The 14,642-nt window shown below is 33.0% G+C and carries 17 protein-coding genes; 3 read left to right on the forward strand and 14 right to left on the reverse strand.

The window, feature by feature from the left end; genetic code table 11:
* Positions 1 to 51: 51 nt before the first annotated feature.
* The 10 genes from JC605_RS15055 to JC605_RS15100 all read right to left on the reverse strand — a co-directional run bounded on the left by JC605_RS15055 (position 52) and on the right by JC605_RS15100 (position 7,889).
* Positions 52 to 330, reverse strand: a complete 279-nt coding sequence (locus tag JC605_RS15055; RefSeq protein ID WP_095929894.1) for a DUF2805 domain-containing protein — start codon at positions 328 to 330, stop codon at positions 52 to 54.
* 121 nt (positions 331 to 451) lie between these two features.
* A complete protein-coding gene (locus tag JC605_RS15060) occupies positions 452 to 1,279 on the reverse strand; it encodes a sterol desaturase family protein (protein WP_198856982.1) in 828 nt (275 codons plus the stop codon).
* Between the two features lie 113 nt (positions 1,280 to 1,392).
* On the reverse strand, positions 1,393 to 1,632 hold the full coding sequence (locus JC605_RS15065) for a GlsB/YeaQ/YmgE family stress response membrane protein (RefSeq protein ID WP_198856983.1): 240 nt from the start codon (positions 1,630 to 1,632) through the stop codon (positions 1,393 to 1,395).
* Between the two features lie 42 nt (positions 1,633 to 1,674).
* Positions 1,675 to 2,382 carry an aquaporin Z gene (aqpZ, locus tag JC605_RS15070; RefSeq protein ID WP_198856984.1) on the reverse strand — a complete coding sequence of 236 codons (708 nt, stop codon included), beginning with the start codon at positions 2,380 to 2,382 and terminating at the stop codon, positions 1,675 to 1,677.
* A gap of 25 nt (positions 2,383 to 2,407) precedes the next feature.
* A complete protein-coding gene (locus JC605_RS15075; protein WP_198856985.1) occupies positions 2,408 to 2,764 on the reverse strand; it encodes a DoxX family membrane protein in 357 nt (118 codons plus the stop codon).
* An 88-nt stretch (positions 2,765 to 2,852) separates the two neighbouring features.
* Positions 2,853 to 3,752, reverse strand: a complete 900-nt coding sequence (locus tag JC605_RS15080; protein WP_198856986.1) for a DMT family transporter — start codon at positions 3,750 to 3,752, stop codon at positions 2,853 to 2,855.
* A gap of 221 nt (positions 3,753 to 3,973) precedes the next feature.
* The gene (locus JC605_RS15085) at positions 3,974 to 5,098 is read right to left on the reverse strand and encodes a peptidylprolyl isomerase (RefSeq protein ID WP_198856987.1); all 1,125 of its coding nucleotides are present in this window, start codon (positions 5,096 to 5,098) and stop codon (positions 3,974 to 3,976) included.
* Positions 5,099 to 5,127: 29 nt separating this feature from the next.
* A complete protein-coding gene (locus JC605_RS15090) occupies positions 5,128 to 6,204 on the reverse strand; it encodes a peptidylprolyl isomerase (protein ID WP_198856988.1) in 1,077 nt (358 codons plus the stop codon).
* Between the two features lie 15 nt (positions 6,205 to 6,219).
* Positions 6,220 to 6,873 (reverse strand): gliding motility-associated peptidyl-prolyl isomerase GldI, encoded by a 654-nt coding sequence (gldI, locus tag JC605_RS15095; RefSeq protein ID WP_198856989.1) that lies wholly within the window; start codon positions 6,871 to 6,873, stop codon positions 6,220 to 6,222.
* 8 nt (positions 6,874 to 6,881) lie between these two features.
* Positions 6,882 to 7,889, reverse strand: coding sequence for a bifunctional oligoribonuclease/PAP phosphatase NrnA (locus tag JC605_RS15100; RefSeq protein WP_198856990.1), 1,008 nt, complete (start codon positions 7,887 to 7,889; stop codon positions 6,882 to 6,884).
* A 254-nt stretch (positions 7,890 to 8,143) separates the two neighbouring features.
* On the opposite strand from JC605_RS15100, the gene JC605_RS15105 reads away from it, so the two are divergent.
* Positions 8,144 to 9,388 (forward strand): hypothetical protein, encoded by a 1,245-nt coding sequence (locus JC605_RS15105; RefSeq protein WP_198856991.1) that lies wholly within the window; start codon positions 8,144 to 8,146, stop codon positions 9,386 to 9,388.
* Positions 9,389 to 9,398: 10 nt separating this feature from the next.
* Positions 9,399 to 9,992 (forward strand): hypothetical protein, encoded by a 594-nt coding sequence (locus JC605_RS15110; RefSeq protein WP_198856992.1) that lies wholly within the window; start codon positions 9,399 to 9,401, stop codon positions 9,990 to 9,992.
* A 410-nt stretch (positions 9,993 to 10,402) separates the two neighbouring features.
* On the opposite strand, the gene JC605_RS15115 is transcribed toward JC605_RS15110, so the two are convergent.
* The 4 genes from JC605_RS15115 to JC605_RS15130 form a co-directional block, all read right to left on the reverse strand.
* Positions 10,403 to 11,659 carry a voltage-gated chloride channel family protein gene (locus tag JC605_RS15115; protein WP_198856993.1) on the reverse strand — a complete coding sequence of 419 codons (1,257 nt, stop codon included), beginning with the start codon at positions 11,657 to 11,659 and terminating at the stop codon, positions 10,403 to 10,405.
* Between the two features lie 134 nt (positions 11,660 to 11,793).
* Complete coding sequence (locus JC605_RS15120) at positions 11,794 to 12,177, reverse strand: RidA family protein (RefSeq protein WP_198856994.1); 384 nt, start codon at positions 12,175 to 12,177, stop codon at positions 11,794 to 11,796.
* 151 nt (positions 12,178 to 12,328) lie between these two features.
* On the reverse strand, positions 12,329 to 12,634 hold the full coding sequence (locus tag JC605_RS15125) for a chaperone modulator CbpM (protein WP_198856995.1): 306 nt from the start codon (positions 12,632 to 12,634) through the stop codon (positions 12,329 to 12,331).
* Complete coding sequence (locus JC605_RS15130) at positions 12,631 to 13,554, reverse strand: DnaJ C-terminal domain-containing protein (RefSeq protein WP_198856996.1); 924 nt, start codon at positions 13,552 to 13,554, stop codon at positions 12,631 to 12,633. The genes JC605_RS15125 and JC605_RS15130 overlap by 4 nt, the downstream gene beginning before the upstream one ends.
* A 357-nt stretch (positions 13,555 to 13,911) precedes the next feature.
* Between JC605_RS15130 and JC605_RS15135 the strand changes: the two genes are divergently transcribed.
* Entirely contained in the window at positions 13,912 to 14,589 is a 678-nt protein-coding gene (locus JC605_RS15135; RefSeq protein ID WP_233074122.1) for a hypothetical protein, read from the forward strand.
* Positions 14,590 to 14,642 lie beyond the last annotated feature (53 nt).

Here is a 14,642-nt window from a genome sequence, read left to right on the forward strand (position 1 = left end):
CACATTAATTTAAAAAATAAAAAAAAACTCCTGAAAAACAGGAGCTTTATGTTAGTCTAATTTATTCTTGATATAATACTTTCCATCCAAATCTTCATCAAAATCATCTATTTTTACTGGTTTTGGTTTTGGTTTATTTGCAATTGCCTTCTTTTTCCACATCTCAAATTTTTCAAGAGGCATTTTCTTTTTCATGATGTCTAGGACTTCTTTTTCTGCCAATCCAAATTCTTTCTTTATAATTTCAAATGGATTTCTTTCTTCTAAAGCTAGCGAAACAAGTCTTTCAATTTGTTCCGGAGTTAATTCTTTGCGGCTACTCTTTTTCATCTCGTGAAAATTAATTCAAAATAGGGTGTTAATTATTAATAGATTGATTTTCAATTTCTGTATCAATATTAAAAAAAAAAATAATAAGTTGGTTCAGTAGAGTTCAATTTTTTTAATGATTTTAACTGTTTTTGAAGGATCTTGATTTTTGAAATGGAATTTTTAACAGATTCTTTAATTCATTGTTTTCTTCGGGTAGCATGTGAGTATCTACGCCATAAATGAGCTGATCTTTGGGTAAATAGGTAAAGGTTCCAAAAAGGCGATCCCAAACAGAAAAAATATTTCCATAATTACTATCTGTATAGGGCAAAACATAATGATGATGCACTTTATGCATATTTGGAGAAACAATAAAATAACTCAAGAAAATATCCAATTTGTCTGGAAGCAAAATATTGGCGTGGTTAAATTGTGAAGCAATAACAGACAATGACTGATAAAGAAAAACCATCCACATTGGAGCGCCTACAATCAAAACACCCAAAGTAGTAAAAACAAAACGAACTACACTCTCTCCCGGATGGTGTCTGTTTGCTGTTGTAGTATCGATCCAAGTGTCTGTATGATGTATTAAATGAAATTGCCACAGAATTTTTACCTTGTGTTCAACCAAATGCGCTAAATAAGCACCAATTAAATCCAAGAGCAATAATCCAATTATGGTATAAAGCCAAATTGGCATTTGAGGTAACCACTGCAGAATTCCAAAATTATGGTCGATGGTCCATGCGGCGGTTCTTATCAAAATAAAAGCCAGAATAAAATTGACGACAATTGTGGTAAACGTGAAGAAGAAATTAATTCCTGCATGAGGCCATTTTTTGTACTGCATTTTAAACAAAGGAAAACTGTTTTCGATGAGCCAGAAAATGGTAATTCCACCAACCAAAATCAAACTTCTATGCAAAGAAGGAATTGTAGAAAAATAATTAATAATGTCATTCATGGTACACAAATATTTGAATTAATTAAAACTTTCTTTCGGTTTTATTCAAAAAAAAAGAGAAAACCAAATATAAATATATCCGATTTTCTCTTTAGAAATTATTATTTATGGTATTATTTTTTGATGAGGCTTATTATAAATAATAAAACCCAAGCACCTCCTACAGCAATTATAATCTGCCAAAGAAGCCCGCCGCCGCCAATACCGAGTTTGCCTGCAATCCATCCGCCAATGAATCCGCCAATGATTCCAACAATAATATTACCAATTAATCCGAAACCTGCACCTTTCCATATTTGACCAGCTAGCCAGCCAGAAATTGCACCAATAAGTAAGAAATATAAAAACGCCATATTTAATTTTTAAATTTAAGGTTATGATTATTTAAAGCAATATTAAGCTTCGTTATGATTTTGTAGTAATGTTTTATAAAGGAAACCAGCTGCTAATGCACCAAGAATAGGAGCGACCCAAAATAGCCAAACTTGAGATAATGGTTCTCCGCCCACAAAAATTGCTTGAGACAAAGATCTAGCTGGATTTACAGAAGTGTTGGTAATTGGAATACTGATTAAATGGATTAAGGTTAAAGCCAGACCGATTGCGATTCCTGCAAATCTTCCGTTTGCAAATTTATCAGTTGCTCCTAAAATCACTAATAAGAAGAATAAGGTAAGCACAAATTCGGCGATGAAACAAGCTTGTAACGAATAACCATCAGGAGAAAAAGCCCCAAAACCATTAGAAGCAAAGGCTCCCGCTTTTGTACTATCAATTGCAAAACCAGCTTTTCCAGAGGCTATAGTGTATAAAGTTCCTGCAGCAGCAGCAGCTCCAACACATTGTGCAATGATGTACGGAATAAGATCTTTAGCAGAGAATCTCCCGCCTGCCCATAAACCAAAAGAAACAGCAGGATTAAAATGACCGCCAGAAATATGGCCAACAGCATATGCCATTGTAAGTACAGTTAAACCAAAAGCTAGTGCAACACCTGCAAATCCGATTCCTAAATTTGGAATTCCTGCTGCAAAAAGAGCGCTTCCGCATCCGCCAAAAACAAGCCAATAAGTTCCAAAAAACTCTGCAAATAATTTTTTCATAATAAAATAATTTAAATGGTTAATGTTAGAATGTATATTGGTAAGCCCAATAAATTAAAATAACTTGTAAGGGCAAACGTACAAATAAAATCCATTTTGGTAAACCAGAGCCTGCTTTTTTATTTTGAAGCATGTACAAATTGGCAGGAAAAACAGCAATTAATAGCATTATAATTCCCCAGGCGGCAAAATTTGTAGTAAAAGGCAGGATTAGAAAGATGCCTAGAATAATCTCAGCGGCACCACTTAAAATATTTATTAATTTGGGGTTTTTAAATGCGGGCGGAATGATTTTTATATACATTCCAGGTTTTCTAAAATGATTTATCCCAGCAAGAATATATAAGGAAGCCATTAAATATAAATGCCAAGGTAAGTTCATGATATTTAGTTGTTTATCACGAATTTATGAAAAAAATTAACAATTATTGCATTACAGATATGATTTTTTTAACAATGCATATTTTGAGTTATTTTTTTGACTTAAAATTTACATTCATAATAATTATGGCAAGTATAATCAAGACAATACCAACCCATTGAGAGAAGATCACTTTCTCATCTAATAATACATAAGCCATTGTTACAGAAACAGGAAGTTCAAGTGCAGAAACAATACTTCCTAATCCAATTCCTGTTAGAGGAAAACCTGCAGTCATTAAAAGTGGCGGAATAATGGTTCCAAACAAAGACAAGACAATTCCCCATTTTAAGAAAATGTCAAGATTGAAAGCTGTTACTTGTGTTGCAAAAGCAAACGAAAAAACAATAATAGCACCACCAAGAAGCATATAAAGGCTTCTTTGAGCTGAAGAAATTTCGGTAGCAACACGATTAGCAGTAAACATAGTTGTTGTAAAAGAAGCAGCAGCCAGCATTCCCCAACCTAAACCTCTCCAGTCTAGTTCGATATCATTATGTATAAGATTTGTAGCTAAAACAGTTCCGAAAAGAACTATGAAAACAGCAATTACTTTTTGTTTGGAAGGTAACTTCTTTTCTAAAAACATTTCGAGCAAAACCCCCATCCAAACGGTTTGCATCAATAAAACAATTCCAATAGAAACAGGAATGTATTTTACAGCCAAGTAATAAAATAAGCTGGTCATTCCTAATGAAGTTCCTGCAAGCATTAAATTGAAAATATTTTTTGGAGATGCTTTTACAGCCGAATTCTTGTTTTTAACGCGCTGAAACAGATTGATTATAAGAATACCTAAAATTCCGTATATAAACTGTGATGTCGTTACTTCTGCAGTTGTGTATCCTTCAGAATAGGCCATTTTTACAAAAGTAGCCAACATTCCGTAAGTAGTTGCTCCTAGAGCAACAAGAAAAACACCTTTTAATACATTATTTTGCGACGTCATAAATTATCTGTTTAAAAAAATTAAGCCGGCAAAGGTAAGTTATTTTGTTTAGGATTTTATCGTACTATGTTGAAAATAGTAATTTAATGACAAAATAAATCGGTTTTGAAGTCTTGAATTAAGAATTATTCAAAAAAAGAAAATAATAATAAAAGAGAAAAGCCATCAAGAATAATCCTGATGGCTTTTTATTTGTAAAGAATAAATGTACTCTCTAATAATTAGTTAGGCTGGTTTTGATAAGTTTCGATTTCGAAAATTAAGGTTGCATTTGGTGGAATTACGCCTCCAGCACCTTTTTCTCCGTAAGCTAAGTTTGAAGGCAAGAAGAAAATTGCTTTTTCTCCGTCTGTCATCATATCAAGAGCTTCAAGAAATCCAGGAATCATTCCGTCTTTTTTACCAACTGTAAAAGGAAAAGCTTTATAACCGCCTTGGGCATCTCTATTTGCATCGTATTTTCCGTATGCTTTTGCTACCTGAGCCATACTGCTGTCAAACAAATTACCGTCTTCAAAATATCCTGCGTAGTGAAAGTAGATTGTAGAACCTTCAGCACCTTTAACGCCAGTACCTTTTTGAGTAATTACATATTTTAAACCAGAAGCAGTCGCTGTTGCTTTTGCTTTTGCATCTTTAAAATAAGCCGCTTTAGCTGTAACTACTTTTTTAGCTTCCTCTTTTTTAGCAGCTTCTTTTTTAACATCATCGCTTAAAACCTTTAGAGCATCAAATTTCTTTGCTGCTGCACCTTTGCGTGTAATAACAATTTTTGTCATTACATCGTCTTGAACAATTTTATTTACGTTATCCATTCCAGAAACTACGTGACCAAAAATCGTATGTTTTCCGTTTAACCAAGGAGTGTCTTTATGTGTAATAAAAAACTGGCTTCCGTTTGTTGCAGGACCAGAATTTGCCATTGCAAGAACACCGCCTTTTTCAAATTTTAAATCGTCAACAAATTCATCTTTGAATGAATATCCTGGACCTCCAGAACCATTTCCGTCAGGATCACCACCTTGAATCATGAAATCATTAATAACTCTATGAAATTTTAATCCGTTATAAAATGGTTTTCCTTTAAGAGATGCTTTAACGTTCGGGTTTGTGCCTTCTGCCAAAGTAATAAAGTTGGCAACAGTTACAGGAGCTTTTACATATTCTAAAGAAAGGACAATGTCTCCTTTTGTAGTAGAAATTGTTGCAAAAATTCCTTCATCAGAGTTTGTTGATGCAACTGCTGTACTTGTAGGTTTTGCTGCTGGTTTTGCCGCAGGCTTTTTAGTTTGAGCTTGTATATTTACTATTGCTAGGCAAAATAAAAATAGAAATTTAAATTTCATTGCTTTTAAATTTTAAGTCTATAATTTAATTATGGTTTTTCTGAAATCTGGATTTCGAAAATAATGTTAGCGTTTGGCGGAATTACACCTCCTGCACCAGTAGCTCCATATGCCAAGTGAGATGGAATGAAAAGAACAGCTTTGTCTCCATAAGATAATTGTTCAACTCCTTCGATAAAACCAGGGATTAAACCGTCTTTTTTACCAGCTTGAAATTGAATTGGTTGATATCCGTTCTGTTGTGCTCTTGCTGGATCAAATTTTCCAAATTCTTTTGCAACTTCCTCAATGCTAGTATCAAAAAGAGTTCCGTTCTCAAGGAAACCAGCATATTTAATATAGATTTGATTTCCTGCAACAGGTTTTTTACCGCTTCCTTTTTCTGTAATTACATATTCTAAACCACTTGTAGTTTTAGTAGCTTTTGCTTTTAAGACAGCATAAGAATCTACTTTTTCTTTTTGAGCTCCAGCATATTTCTGCTGTTCTTTTGCGATGTCAGCAAAATAGTCGTGGAATACTTTTACAGCATCGAATTTTTTTGCTGCCTCACCATTTCTGATAATAGTTACAGAAACGATATTGTCGCCTTGAACAACTTTATTTACTACTTCTTGATCTTTTGCACTTACAACATGACCAAAAATAGTGTGTAAGTTATCTAACCAAGGAGTTTCAACGTGAGTGATAAAAAACTGGCTGCTATTTGTTCCAGGACCGTTGTTTGCCATTGCCAAAATACCAGCTTTGTCAAATTTTAAATCTGAGAATTCATCTTTAAATTTATATCCAGTATCTCCAGAACCAGTTCCTAATGGATCACCGCTTTGAATCATGAAATTTTCAATAACTCTATGGAATTTTAAACCATCAAAAAAAGGTTTCTTTTTTAATTCTTCGTGCGTTACAAACTCGTTTTTACCTTCGGCTAAAGTCACAAAATTAGCCACTGTTATAGGAGCTTTTTTGTAATCAAGTTCTACAATAATATGCCCTTTGTTTGTTTCGATATCAGCGTATAAACCATCAGGAAGATTATTGTGATCGTCTTTACAAGAATAAAATGAGCTTACGGCTATTAATAATAATAAGATACTCTTTTTCATTTTGAGATATTGTTTTTATTGAGTTAATGTGTCTTTTTTTGCTGATGGAGCAGGTTTTGCAACTGCTGCTTTTGGCGTTGCGGCTGAAGGTTGGGTAGCAGGTTTTGCTATTTGTGCCGCAGGATCTGGAACAAAATTTCTAAGCGTAATAGTAACAATTAGAGATTCGTTTGTACCAATTTTTTTATTGTCTCCGTGATATCCGTACGCCATGTGAGATGGAAATAGAAACGTAACAGTTTCATTTTTATGCATTCTTTTGATTCCGTCGCGAAGTCCCATCATGATGTCTTGTTTGTCTACATAATAAGTCTGTGGCCCAAGATCTGACTCAGAATAGATAGTATTACCTTTAATGTCTTTTACTTCCATATTAAAGTAAGCGATATCACCTTTTCTTGGAGCTGTGGTTTCGTTTGTATTTCTTTCGTCATAATAAAACCAATAGCCTTTTGGAGTAGCGTAATATTTTACTTTCGGATTGCTTTTAATTATTTTCTTAATGACCTCTTCTTCATTTGCCACTAATTTTTTGTTTCGGTCAGCCGATTTTTTCATGAATGTTCCCGACGCTCTAGAAATAGGTCTTCTGGCTTCTTCATGATGTTTACAGCTGCTTAATAAAACTGTAAAAAGCAAAGTGTAAATGCTAAGTTTTAGGTAGTTCATGATTTGGACTATAATTTTAATTTCTTTACTAAATCTTCAAATTTATTAACTGTTTCTTCCATTGAAACTTCAGATCTTCCGCCAGCTGCATTGCTATGTCCGCCACCATTGAAATGATCTCGTGCAAATTGATTTACATCAAAGCCTCCTTGTGAACGGAATGAAATCTTGATAATGCCTTCGTCTTTATTTTCGATAAAAATAGCAGTAAAAACAATATCTTTTATACTTAAACCATAATTAACAATTCCTTCTGTATCACCTTTAACATAATTAAAAGAATCTAGCTCTTCTTGTGTTAACGTTGTATATGAAGTTTTATGATCTTCAAGTATCTTCATATTTTGCAGAGCGCGTCCTAATAATTGCAATCTGCTGAAAGAGCTATTGTCGAAAAGCAATACCGGAATCTGAGTATTTTCAACTCCCAAATCAATTAATTCGGCAATAATTCTGTGTGTGTTTCCTGTTGTTCCTGGAAAACGGAATGAACCAGAATCGGTTAAAATTCCGGTATAAATACAAGTTGCAATGGTTTTATCGATATCTTCTTTTTTATTTAAGAAAGAGATAAAGTTATAAACCATTTCGCAAGTAGATCCGTATGAAGTATCTGAATAAGTATAAGCAGCATAATCATCAGGTTTTTGATGATGATCGATCATAATGAAAGTTGCTTTCAATTTTTCTAAAGCTTGCCCCATCATTTCGCCAGTACGGTGAAAAGCATTAAAATCAAGCGTAAAAATAATTTCAGCTTCTTCTAAAAGCTGTGTGCAGATTTCAGTTTCTTTTTCGAATATTTTTACTGTTTCAGATCCTGGAAGCCAAGCTAAAAAATTAGGAAAATCGTTCGGAGCAATTACTGTTGCCTGATGATTGTTTTTTATTAAAAAATGGTACAAACCCAATGTTGATCCCATTGCGTCGCCATCTGGTCCTCTGTGCGGAATTATGACGATTTTTTTTGGGGTGGCGAGTAATAATTGAATCGCTTGAATATCTTGTATTTTCATAGTGTGCGAATTTACATTTTTTAATGTAATGCTGAAAATAATTTAGTGTTCAGTCTTGGTTGAAAATATTCGGTCTTAATTTAATTCTCATTTTTAAGATTCTTTCAAGTTTCCTATATCAAAAGGTAATAAATCTTTATAGTTTATCTTCTTGAAAAAGTGTCTTATTTTGATACTAAAATGACTTTTTTATCCCTTCAATAAAATAATCAAAGGTTAATTTAACAAAATATTGACCAGAAAATTATTTTATTATGAAAAGAATGAAAAAGATGCTAATTGTTTTTTTAGTTTTAGGCACTTCTATGTTAACGACTAATTGTGCTAATGAAGAAATTGGCAATGGGCAATTAGTAAGGGAAGACCCTAAAATAACTCAGGCTAAAGAATGGTTTGAAAGCTATAAATCAGATTCAGCAACTGGCAAATCTGAGGAAGGAGAATTTAGTAAAGCTTTTGGAAATCTTGATTATTATTGGGAAAATGCAAAAGTGACTAAATTGGAAGATAGCTCTACGGGAATTGCTGTGCCAGTTAAAGACAATCCAGAAGCCTCTGACTACAAAGGGCAGAAAATGTTATATTTGCGCGAATCTGATTCAAAGTATCAAGCGATATTACAGGAGATTTTTCCGGAGTCAAAAGAGAAAATTACTGATGAACAGAAAAAACTAGGGTTTGGTGATTTATCTTTGTTTAGCGGTTATATCATTAATTGGGATCTAAAAGATGGCTTTCTAAAAGGAGCTAGATTAAAAGATGGTCTTGTTATTGCAGATGTAACAGCTGTTATGACGTTTCTTGATGAAAATGTCGCAACAGCTAAGATGATAGAAATGTTTGACGACAGTTCTAATTATGGTTCAGAGCGTGACGACACACTGCAGAAAGGCGGAACCGCCGCAATTCCATTAAATAATGTCATTGTTACACAAAAATCTCCCGCCCCTGCTCCGAGAGATTTTACCATTGCGGGGGCATTTGGTGATGGAGGCTCAAATGGCAATCCGAATACTCCTACAGGCGGTGGTTCTAATGGAAATAGTGATACAGCCAGTGTGGAAATTGCACCACCTAGTTGTCAAAGTTTTAATTTTAAAAAAACAACATCACTTTGGCAAGTAGCGTTGGTGAAAAATGTTAGTTTTAAGATAATATTGCTTAGTGATAAAGGTATCCATTTTATACATTCCGCTAAGTTTACTCAGGCAATATCTTTTGGAATGCCAACAAATCATTTGGTAGGAGGAGCAAATATCAGTCAAGGATTAGCTGCAGAATTATCAGCAAAAGCTCTTCAAATCACGATAAGAGAAGTGGTTCAAATGTACGGTAGAGTAAAAGTGTCTCCAATGGTTGTTGAGCAATATTTTAAAGAAAGATTAATATATAATTATCCTTTGATTACATCAGGAGGGAGGGTAAATTGGACTGCATCAGAAAAATTACCGATAACTGATTACGAGACAACTTTTATGTTGCCAGATAATTGTCAATAAAAAATATATTATGATTGAAAAAGTTTTAAAAAATTTAATTTACATTTTTTATCCTAGAAATATCTCATTTGAAAGGGAACAAGAAAAGTATTTTGTAAGTGATCAGTATCGTAGATTGAATCAGACTTTAAAAACTTTTGAGTCAGATTTCAAAGAAGTTTGTTCAAAAAATATCCTTGAACAATTTGAAGATGATTATACATTGAAAAATTTTCAAGACCATACATTATTCGAATTCGGCGATAAATGCCTGACTTTTAATTTTGGTATTATAGAAGATGGAGAGTTATATACAGTATCACTACTGATTAGTGTCTTAGCTCCTTATTATATTATTAAATGTCAAAAGAATATTATTGAGCTGGTTTTTTCTAAAGATAGAATAGCTGAGTTAGAGGCAGCTAATTTTGAGCAAAGAAAGCTAAAAGAAATTATCTTAAAACTTGAAAACATTGTTGAAGAAAAATTATATTACAATAAATTTCCTGATAAAATGCTTAACTATGTTATGGAAGATATAAGTTTTCAAGAAGCAGACTTTGGCTATTTCAATATGTTTAACGCTTTTTTTAATAATTTAATAATGCGAGAAAATGAAAAATAAAATTTTAATGTTTTTTGCGGTTTGTGTCTTGTTGTTGATCTTCTTCTACTTCGTAGAATATAGTTTCATTTTTTGCATTTCAGATACATATTTCATTGTGAGTTATTTTTATATTCCATTACTTGTATTGCTAATAGGCAGTTTAGTTTTTTTAATCTTGAATTTCTTAAAACGAAGAAATTGAAAATTTCCATCTATAAATTTACTTATCGAAGATTATGATTACTTGGTTAATGGATTAGCAATTTTTTTTGTATTGGTTTTTGATAGTATTATCTTATTTATTATATAAAATTTATAAAAAAGTCAAATAAATAATTAATAACAGATAGAAATCCCTAGAAATAATCTAGGGATTTTTGTTTCTCTTGAGAATGTTTGGTACTTCGTCTCTTTTTTTATTTTATTATTCAAAGATTCTCAAGTTCTTTTTTCTGAAACTTTTGATACAGTTTATATTTCGCGCCTTTTACAATTTGCGATTTGTAGATTCCGACAGAACCAGAAGAAAAATACGCAATTGTACAGGCAATTGCAATGAAAATTCCAGGAGCAATTCCGAATAATTCCATTCCCATAATTGTGCAGGCGATAGGAGTGTGGGTTGCGCCAGAGAAAACAGCAACAAATCCTAGTCCTGCTAAAAGAGCAATTGGCATCGGAATTACAGTTGATAAAGCACTTCCTAAAGTAGCTCCAACAAAGAATAATGGCGTTACTTCGCCACCTTTAAATCCTGCTCCTAAAGTAAATCCAGTAAATAAAATTTTAAGCAGAAAATCATACCATTGATTTGGATTTGAAAATGAATCGACAATTACAGGAACTCCCAATCCAGAGAATTTGGTAAATCCTAAGCCTGCAATTGCAATAGCCAAAACAACTCCGCCAATTACGGGACGAAGCGGTGGATATTTTATGTTTTTTGAAAAAAGCGAACCCCAAAAATGGGTGCTTCTCGAAAATAATAAAGCAGCAAATCCAGATAAAACTCCAACGATTATTGTATATAAAACGTTATTTAAACTAAGTTCTGGAATTGTTGGAATGCTATAATGAGTATGTTTTATTTCCCAAAATTCTACTGTGAAATAAGCTGCGTATGCAACAAGGAAAGAGAGTAGAATACTTTTGAAATTGATTTTACTGAAATATAAAACCTCTAAAGCGAAAATTGCACCAGCCAAAGGAGTTCCGAAAACAGAAGCAAAACCCGCGCTGATTCCTAGAATGATTAAAATTTTACGTTCTGAATTGTCTAGTTTAAAAAATTTTGTAAACTGATCTGCAATTGCGCCTCCCATTTGCACTGCGGTTCCTTCTCGTCCTGCAGATCCTCCAAATAAATGAGTGAGCAAGGTTCCTAAAAGTACTAGAGGAGCCATTTTAAACGGAATGACTTTTTTAGGATTTTCGTATTCTTCCAATAAAAGATTATTTCCTTTTGCAACAGATTCTCCCCAATAATAGTAACTCAATCCAACCAGAAATCCGCCGAAAGGCAAAAGCCATACAATCCAGTCATGCTGAATTCGAAACTGCGTAACCCATTCTAAAGAAACTAAGAAAAATGCTGAAGCCGATCCGGAAAGTATTCCGATTAAAGCACAGATAAGAATCCATTTTGGAAGAGAAAGCAGGAATTGTTTTAGATTTAAGGAAGTCATTAATGAATTCTAAAAGTTTGCCACGAATTTCGCCAATTTTCACGAATTAAAAGGAAAAAAATCATTTTAATCCATTTAATCTGCGGCATAAGAAAAATAACAAATGCAATTGGTGTAATTCGTGGCAGAAAAAATTACTGAACAACAGCAGTAAATTCTATTTCAACCAAATATTCTGGAGCAACCAGTTTACTGATTTCATAAAATCCTGTTGTTGGTTTTATATCTTTAAAGAAAGAAGCATGTGCTCTCGCCACTTCTTCGAAAGTAGAAACATTAGTAGTGAAAATTCTAGTTCTAATAACATCTTTCATTCCTACATTTAAATCTTCTAAAACTTTTTCAACTCGCTCTAAAATATTATAGGTTTGAGCATAAGCGTCATCAGCTTTTACTTTTTCGCCGTCAACAATGGCTACAGTTCCAGAAACTTCAACGATGTTGCCAATTCTTACTGCTCGGCAATATCCCATTTTGTCTTCCCACGGAGATCCAGTTAAGATGTTTTCTCTTTTCATTTTTTATAATTTTTGCGAATTTGTCTGTATGGTTTTAAAAGCAAATTCAGGTTAATTAAAGTTGCTGCAATTTAGGAATTATGCTTTTTACAGCTATTAAAAAAAGCTTGAAATCAATTCAGAAATCAAGCTTTTTTGTGATATTTAATCGTTATTCGGTTTGCTTTTCTTCGTAAAGGCGAAGCTTATTTTGGACCGTTTTTAAATTTTGCTGTAAGGTTTCAATTTTATTCAGAAGGTTGGCAATGGCATCAATTCCTTCTAGATTAATTTTGAGATCATAATGCATTCGAATCATTTTTTCTACTGTTGGAAGTTGCTCAGGTTCCAAAAATTCATCGTTTTCTTGGGTAATAATATGAATCAGTCCGTAATTATGAAGTTCGGTTATAAACGTATTTTCAATTTCGTGATAAATACAAAACTGTTTGATCTGGATTAAGTTTTTATTTTTCATGACTTTCTTAGTTTTGCTAATTCTTCAAATAATTCTTTTTCTTTATCCGACAGTTTTGTTGGAATTTTTATGGTGTATGTGATGTATAAATCACCAAATTGATTCTCTTTTTTATAAACGGGAAAACCTTTTCCTTTCAGTTTTACTTTTGTTCCTGGTTGTGTTTCTGCGGGAACTTTAATTTTTACCTTTCCATCAAAAGTATTAATGTATGTTTCTCCTCCTAAAACTGCTGTATACAAATCAATCGGCGCTTCAGCATACAGATTATTTCCTTCACGTTTAAAATCTGAATTGTTAGAAATTACAAAAGTGATATACAAATCGCCATTTGGACCGCCATTTACACCAGGTCCGCCATGGTTTGGAATTTTTATTATTTGCCCGTTTTCAACACCGGCAGGAATTGTAATTCGAATGTTTTTTCCGTTTACAGACAAGTTTCGTTTATGCGTTGTGTAAGCTTCTGCAAGATCTAATTCTAGTTCTGCATTAAAATCTTGGCCTCTGTATTTAGATTGCGATCTGCTTCTTCCGCCACTGCCGTACATAGAATTGAAGAATTCCGAAAAATCACTTCCAGAAAAGTCTCCACCTCCAAAACCAGAGAAATCGCCCTCAGAATATTGATAACCACCTTGTTGTCTGCTTTGCTGTTGATTAGGATCGTAACCTGCTTTTTCAAATTCGTCGGCATGTTTCCAGTCTTTTCCGTACTTATCGTATTTTTTTCTGTTTTCTGGATTGCTTAAAACTTCGTTGGCTTCATTAATTTCTTTGAATTTTTTTTCGGCTTCTTTATCATTCGGATTCAAATCTGGATGATATTTTCGTGCCAGTTTTCTATATGCTTTTTTGATGTCTGCCTCTGTAGCCGATTTGGTAACATCTAGTACTTTGTAATAATCTATATAATCCATTTTGTTATGATTTTATAAATGGTAAATAAAGACTTGAAGGTAAGAATAAGTTGTTAATAATCAAAATGCTGAGTTTGGTTTGAGAGAAAAAAGAAGTGTTCTTAAAAAGGGTTTTTGAGAATTTGGAATTTGAGAGGTGGAATTTATTTTTACAAATTAAAAAATCAGTTTGGCAGGTTTTTTGATTCCAAAAATTAGCTTAATTTAATGTTATAAAACTCCTAAAGTTGTAGCAACTAACGAAATTATACTATTTTTGTGATGCTAGACTTTTGGTTTATATTAATTATAAAAGCCGATTCGATAATACTTTTTTCAATGAAGCACATTTTATTTTTCATATTATTTTTTACTGCAATGTCAGTATCTGCCCAAGTCGAATTTAATACTAAATTCAAAGCAATTCCTGGGGGAAAGTTTACGGCAAAGCCTAAAAAGACTCCGATTCCTGATGTGAAAGATCCGCAGGCAAATGAACTTGATATACCAAGTATTAAAACGCCAAATGTTTTTGAAAATACAACTATAACTCCAAAATCAAAATTTCAGATTGGAGAAGAAAAAAGCAAATTTACCATGTCTACAGAAACCGATTTTGCTAATCCTGGCGATCGTTATGTAGCAAAAATGGAAAAGGATTTGGATAAAAGTCTAAAAGATGCTGGTTTAAGAGAAGGAAGAGGCGTCTTAGTAAAGAAAAACATTTCGTTGGGAGACTTTAAAACGAAATCAGAATATTTTATAGTGAAGTTTCGAGATTTTGGAGCAATTGATGGCGATTTAGTGAAGGTATCTTGCAATGGAGCAGTTATAAGAGACCGAATTTTATTAGATGCTAGTTTCCAACAAGTAAAAATTAATCTTGGGCAAGGTTTTAACAAATTAGATTTTGAAGCTCTAAATATTGGTACGCTAGGAGGTAATACTGCAGAAATACAAGTATACGACGATAAGGGTAATTTGGTAACAAATGATTATTGGGATAATCTCGCCGCAGGTTTTAAAGCGTCGATTGTTGTTACAAAAGAGGAATAAAAAAGAATATAAAAAAATAAGATAAGACCATTTTTGATCTTATCTTATTTTTT

Origin of the sequence: Flavobacterium sp. IB48, from assembly GCF_016405855.1 — a bacterium.
GTDB classification, from domain to species: Bacteria; Bacteroidota; Bacteroidia; order Flavobacteriales; family Flavobacteriaceae; genus Flavobacterium; species Flavobacterium ginsengisoli.

Excerpts from the sequence above, each read along its gene's own strand:
- JC605_RS15075 (WP_198856985.1), bottom strand. The coding sequence starts at position 2,764 with ATGAACTTACCTTGGCATTTATATTTAATGGCTTCCTTATATATTCTT.
- JC605_RS15080 (WP_198856986.1), bottom strand. The coding sequence starts at position 3,752 with ATGACGTCGCAAAATAATGTATTAAAAGGTGTTTTTCTTGTTGCTCTA.
- JC605_RS15125 (WP_198856995.1), bottom strand. The coding sequence starts at position 12,634 with ATGAAAAATAAAAACTTAATCCAGATCAAACAGTTTTGTATTTATCAC.
- JC605_RS15130 (WP_198856996.1), bottom strand. The coding sequence starts at position 13,554 with ATGGATTATATAGATTATTACAAAGTACTAGATGTTACCAAATCGGCT.
- aqpZ (WP_198856984.1), bottom strand. The coding sequence starts at position 2,382 with ATGAAAAAATTATTTGCAGAGTTTTTTGGAACTTATTGGCTTGTTTTT.
- JC605_RS15065 (WP_198856983.1), bottom strand. The coding sequence starts at position 1,632 with ATGGCGTTTTTATATTTCTTACTTATTGGTGCAATTTCTGGCTGGCTA.
- JC605_RS15055 (WP_095929894.1), bottom strand. The coding sequence starts at position 330 with ATGAAAAAGAGTAGCCGCAAAGAATTAACTCCGGAACAAATTGAAAGA.
- JC605_RS15135 (WP_233074122.1), top strand. The coding sequence starts at position 13,912 with ATGTCAGTATCTGCCCAAGTCGAATTTAATACTAAATTCAAAGCAATT.
- gldI (WP_198856989.1), bottom strand. The coding sequence starts at position 6,873 with ATGAACTACCTAAAACTTAGCATTTACACTTTGCTTTTTACAGTTTTA.
- JC605_RS15060 (WP_198856982.1), bottom strand. The coding sequence starts at position 1,279 with ATGAATGACATTATTAATTATTTTTCTACAATTCCTTCTTTGCATAGA.
- JC605_RS15105 (WP_198856991.1), top strand. The coding sequence starts at position 8,144 with ATGAAAAGAATGAAAAAGATGCTAATTGTTTTTTTAGTTTTAGGCACT.
- JC605_RS15120 (WP_198856994.1), bottom strand. The coding sequence starts at position 12,177 with ATGAAAAGAGAAAACATCTTAACTGGATCTCCGTGGGAAGACAAAATG.
- JC605_RS15115 (WP_198856993.1), bottom strand. The coding sequence starts at position 11,659 with ATGACTTCCTTAAATCTAAAACAATTCCTGCTTTCTCTTCCAAAATGG.
- JC605_RS15090 (WP_198856988.1), bottom strand. The coding sequence starts at position 6,204 with ATGAAAAAGAGTATCTTATTATTATTAATAGCCGTAAGCTCATTTTAT.
- JC605_RS15085 (WP_198856987.1), bottom strand. The coding sequence starts at position 5,098 with ATGAAATTTAAATTTCTATTTTTATTTTGCCTAGCAATAGTAAATATA.
- JC605_RS15110 (WP_198856992.1), top strand. The coding sequence starts at position 9,399 with ATGATTGAAAAAGTTTTAAAAAATTTAATTTACATTTTTTATCCTAGA.
- JC605_RS15100 (WP_198856990.1), bottom strand. The coding sequence starts at position 7,889 with ATGAAAATACAAGATATTCAAGCGATTCAATTATTACTCGCCACCCCA.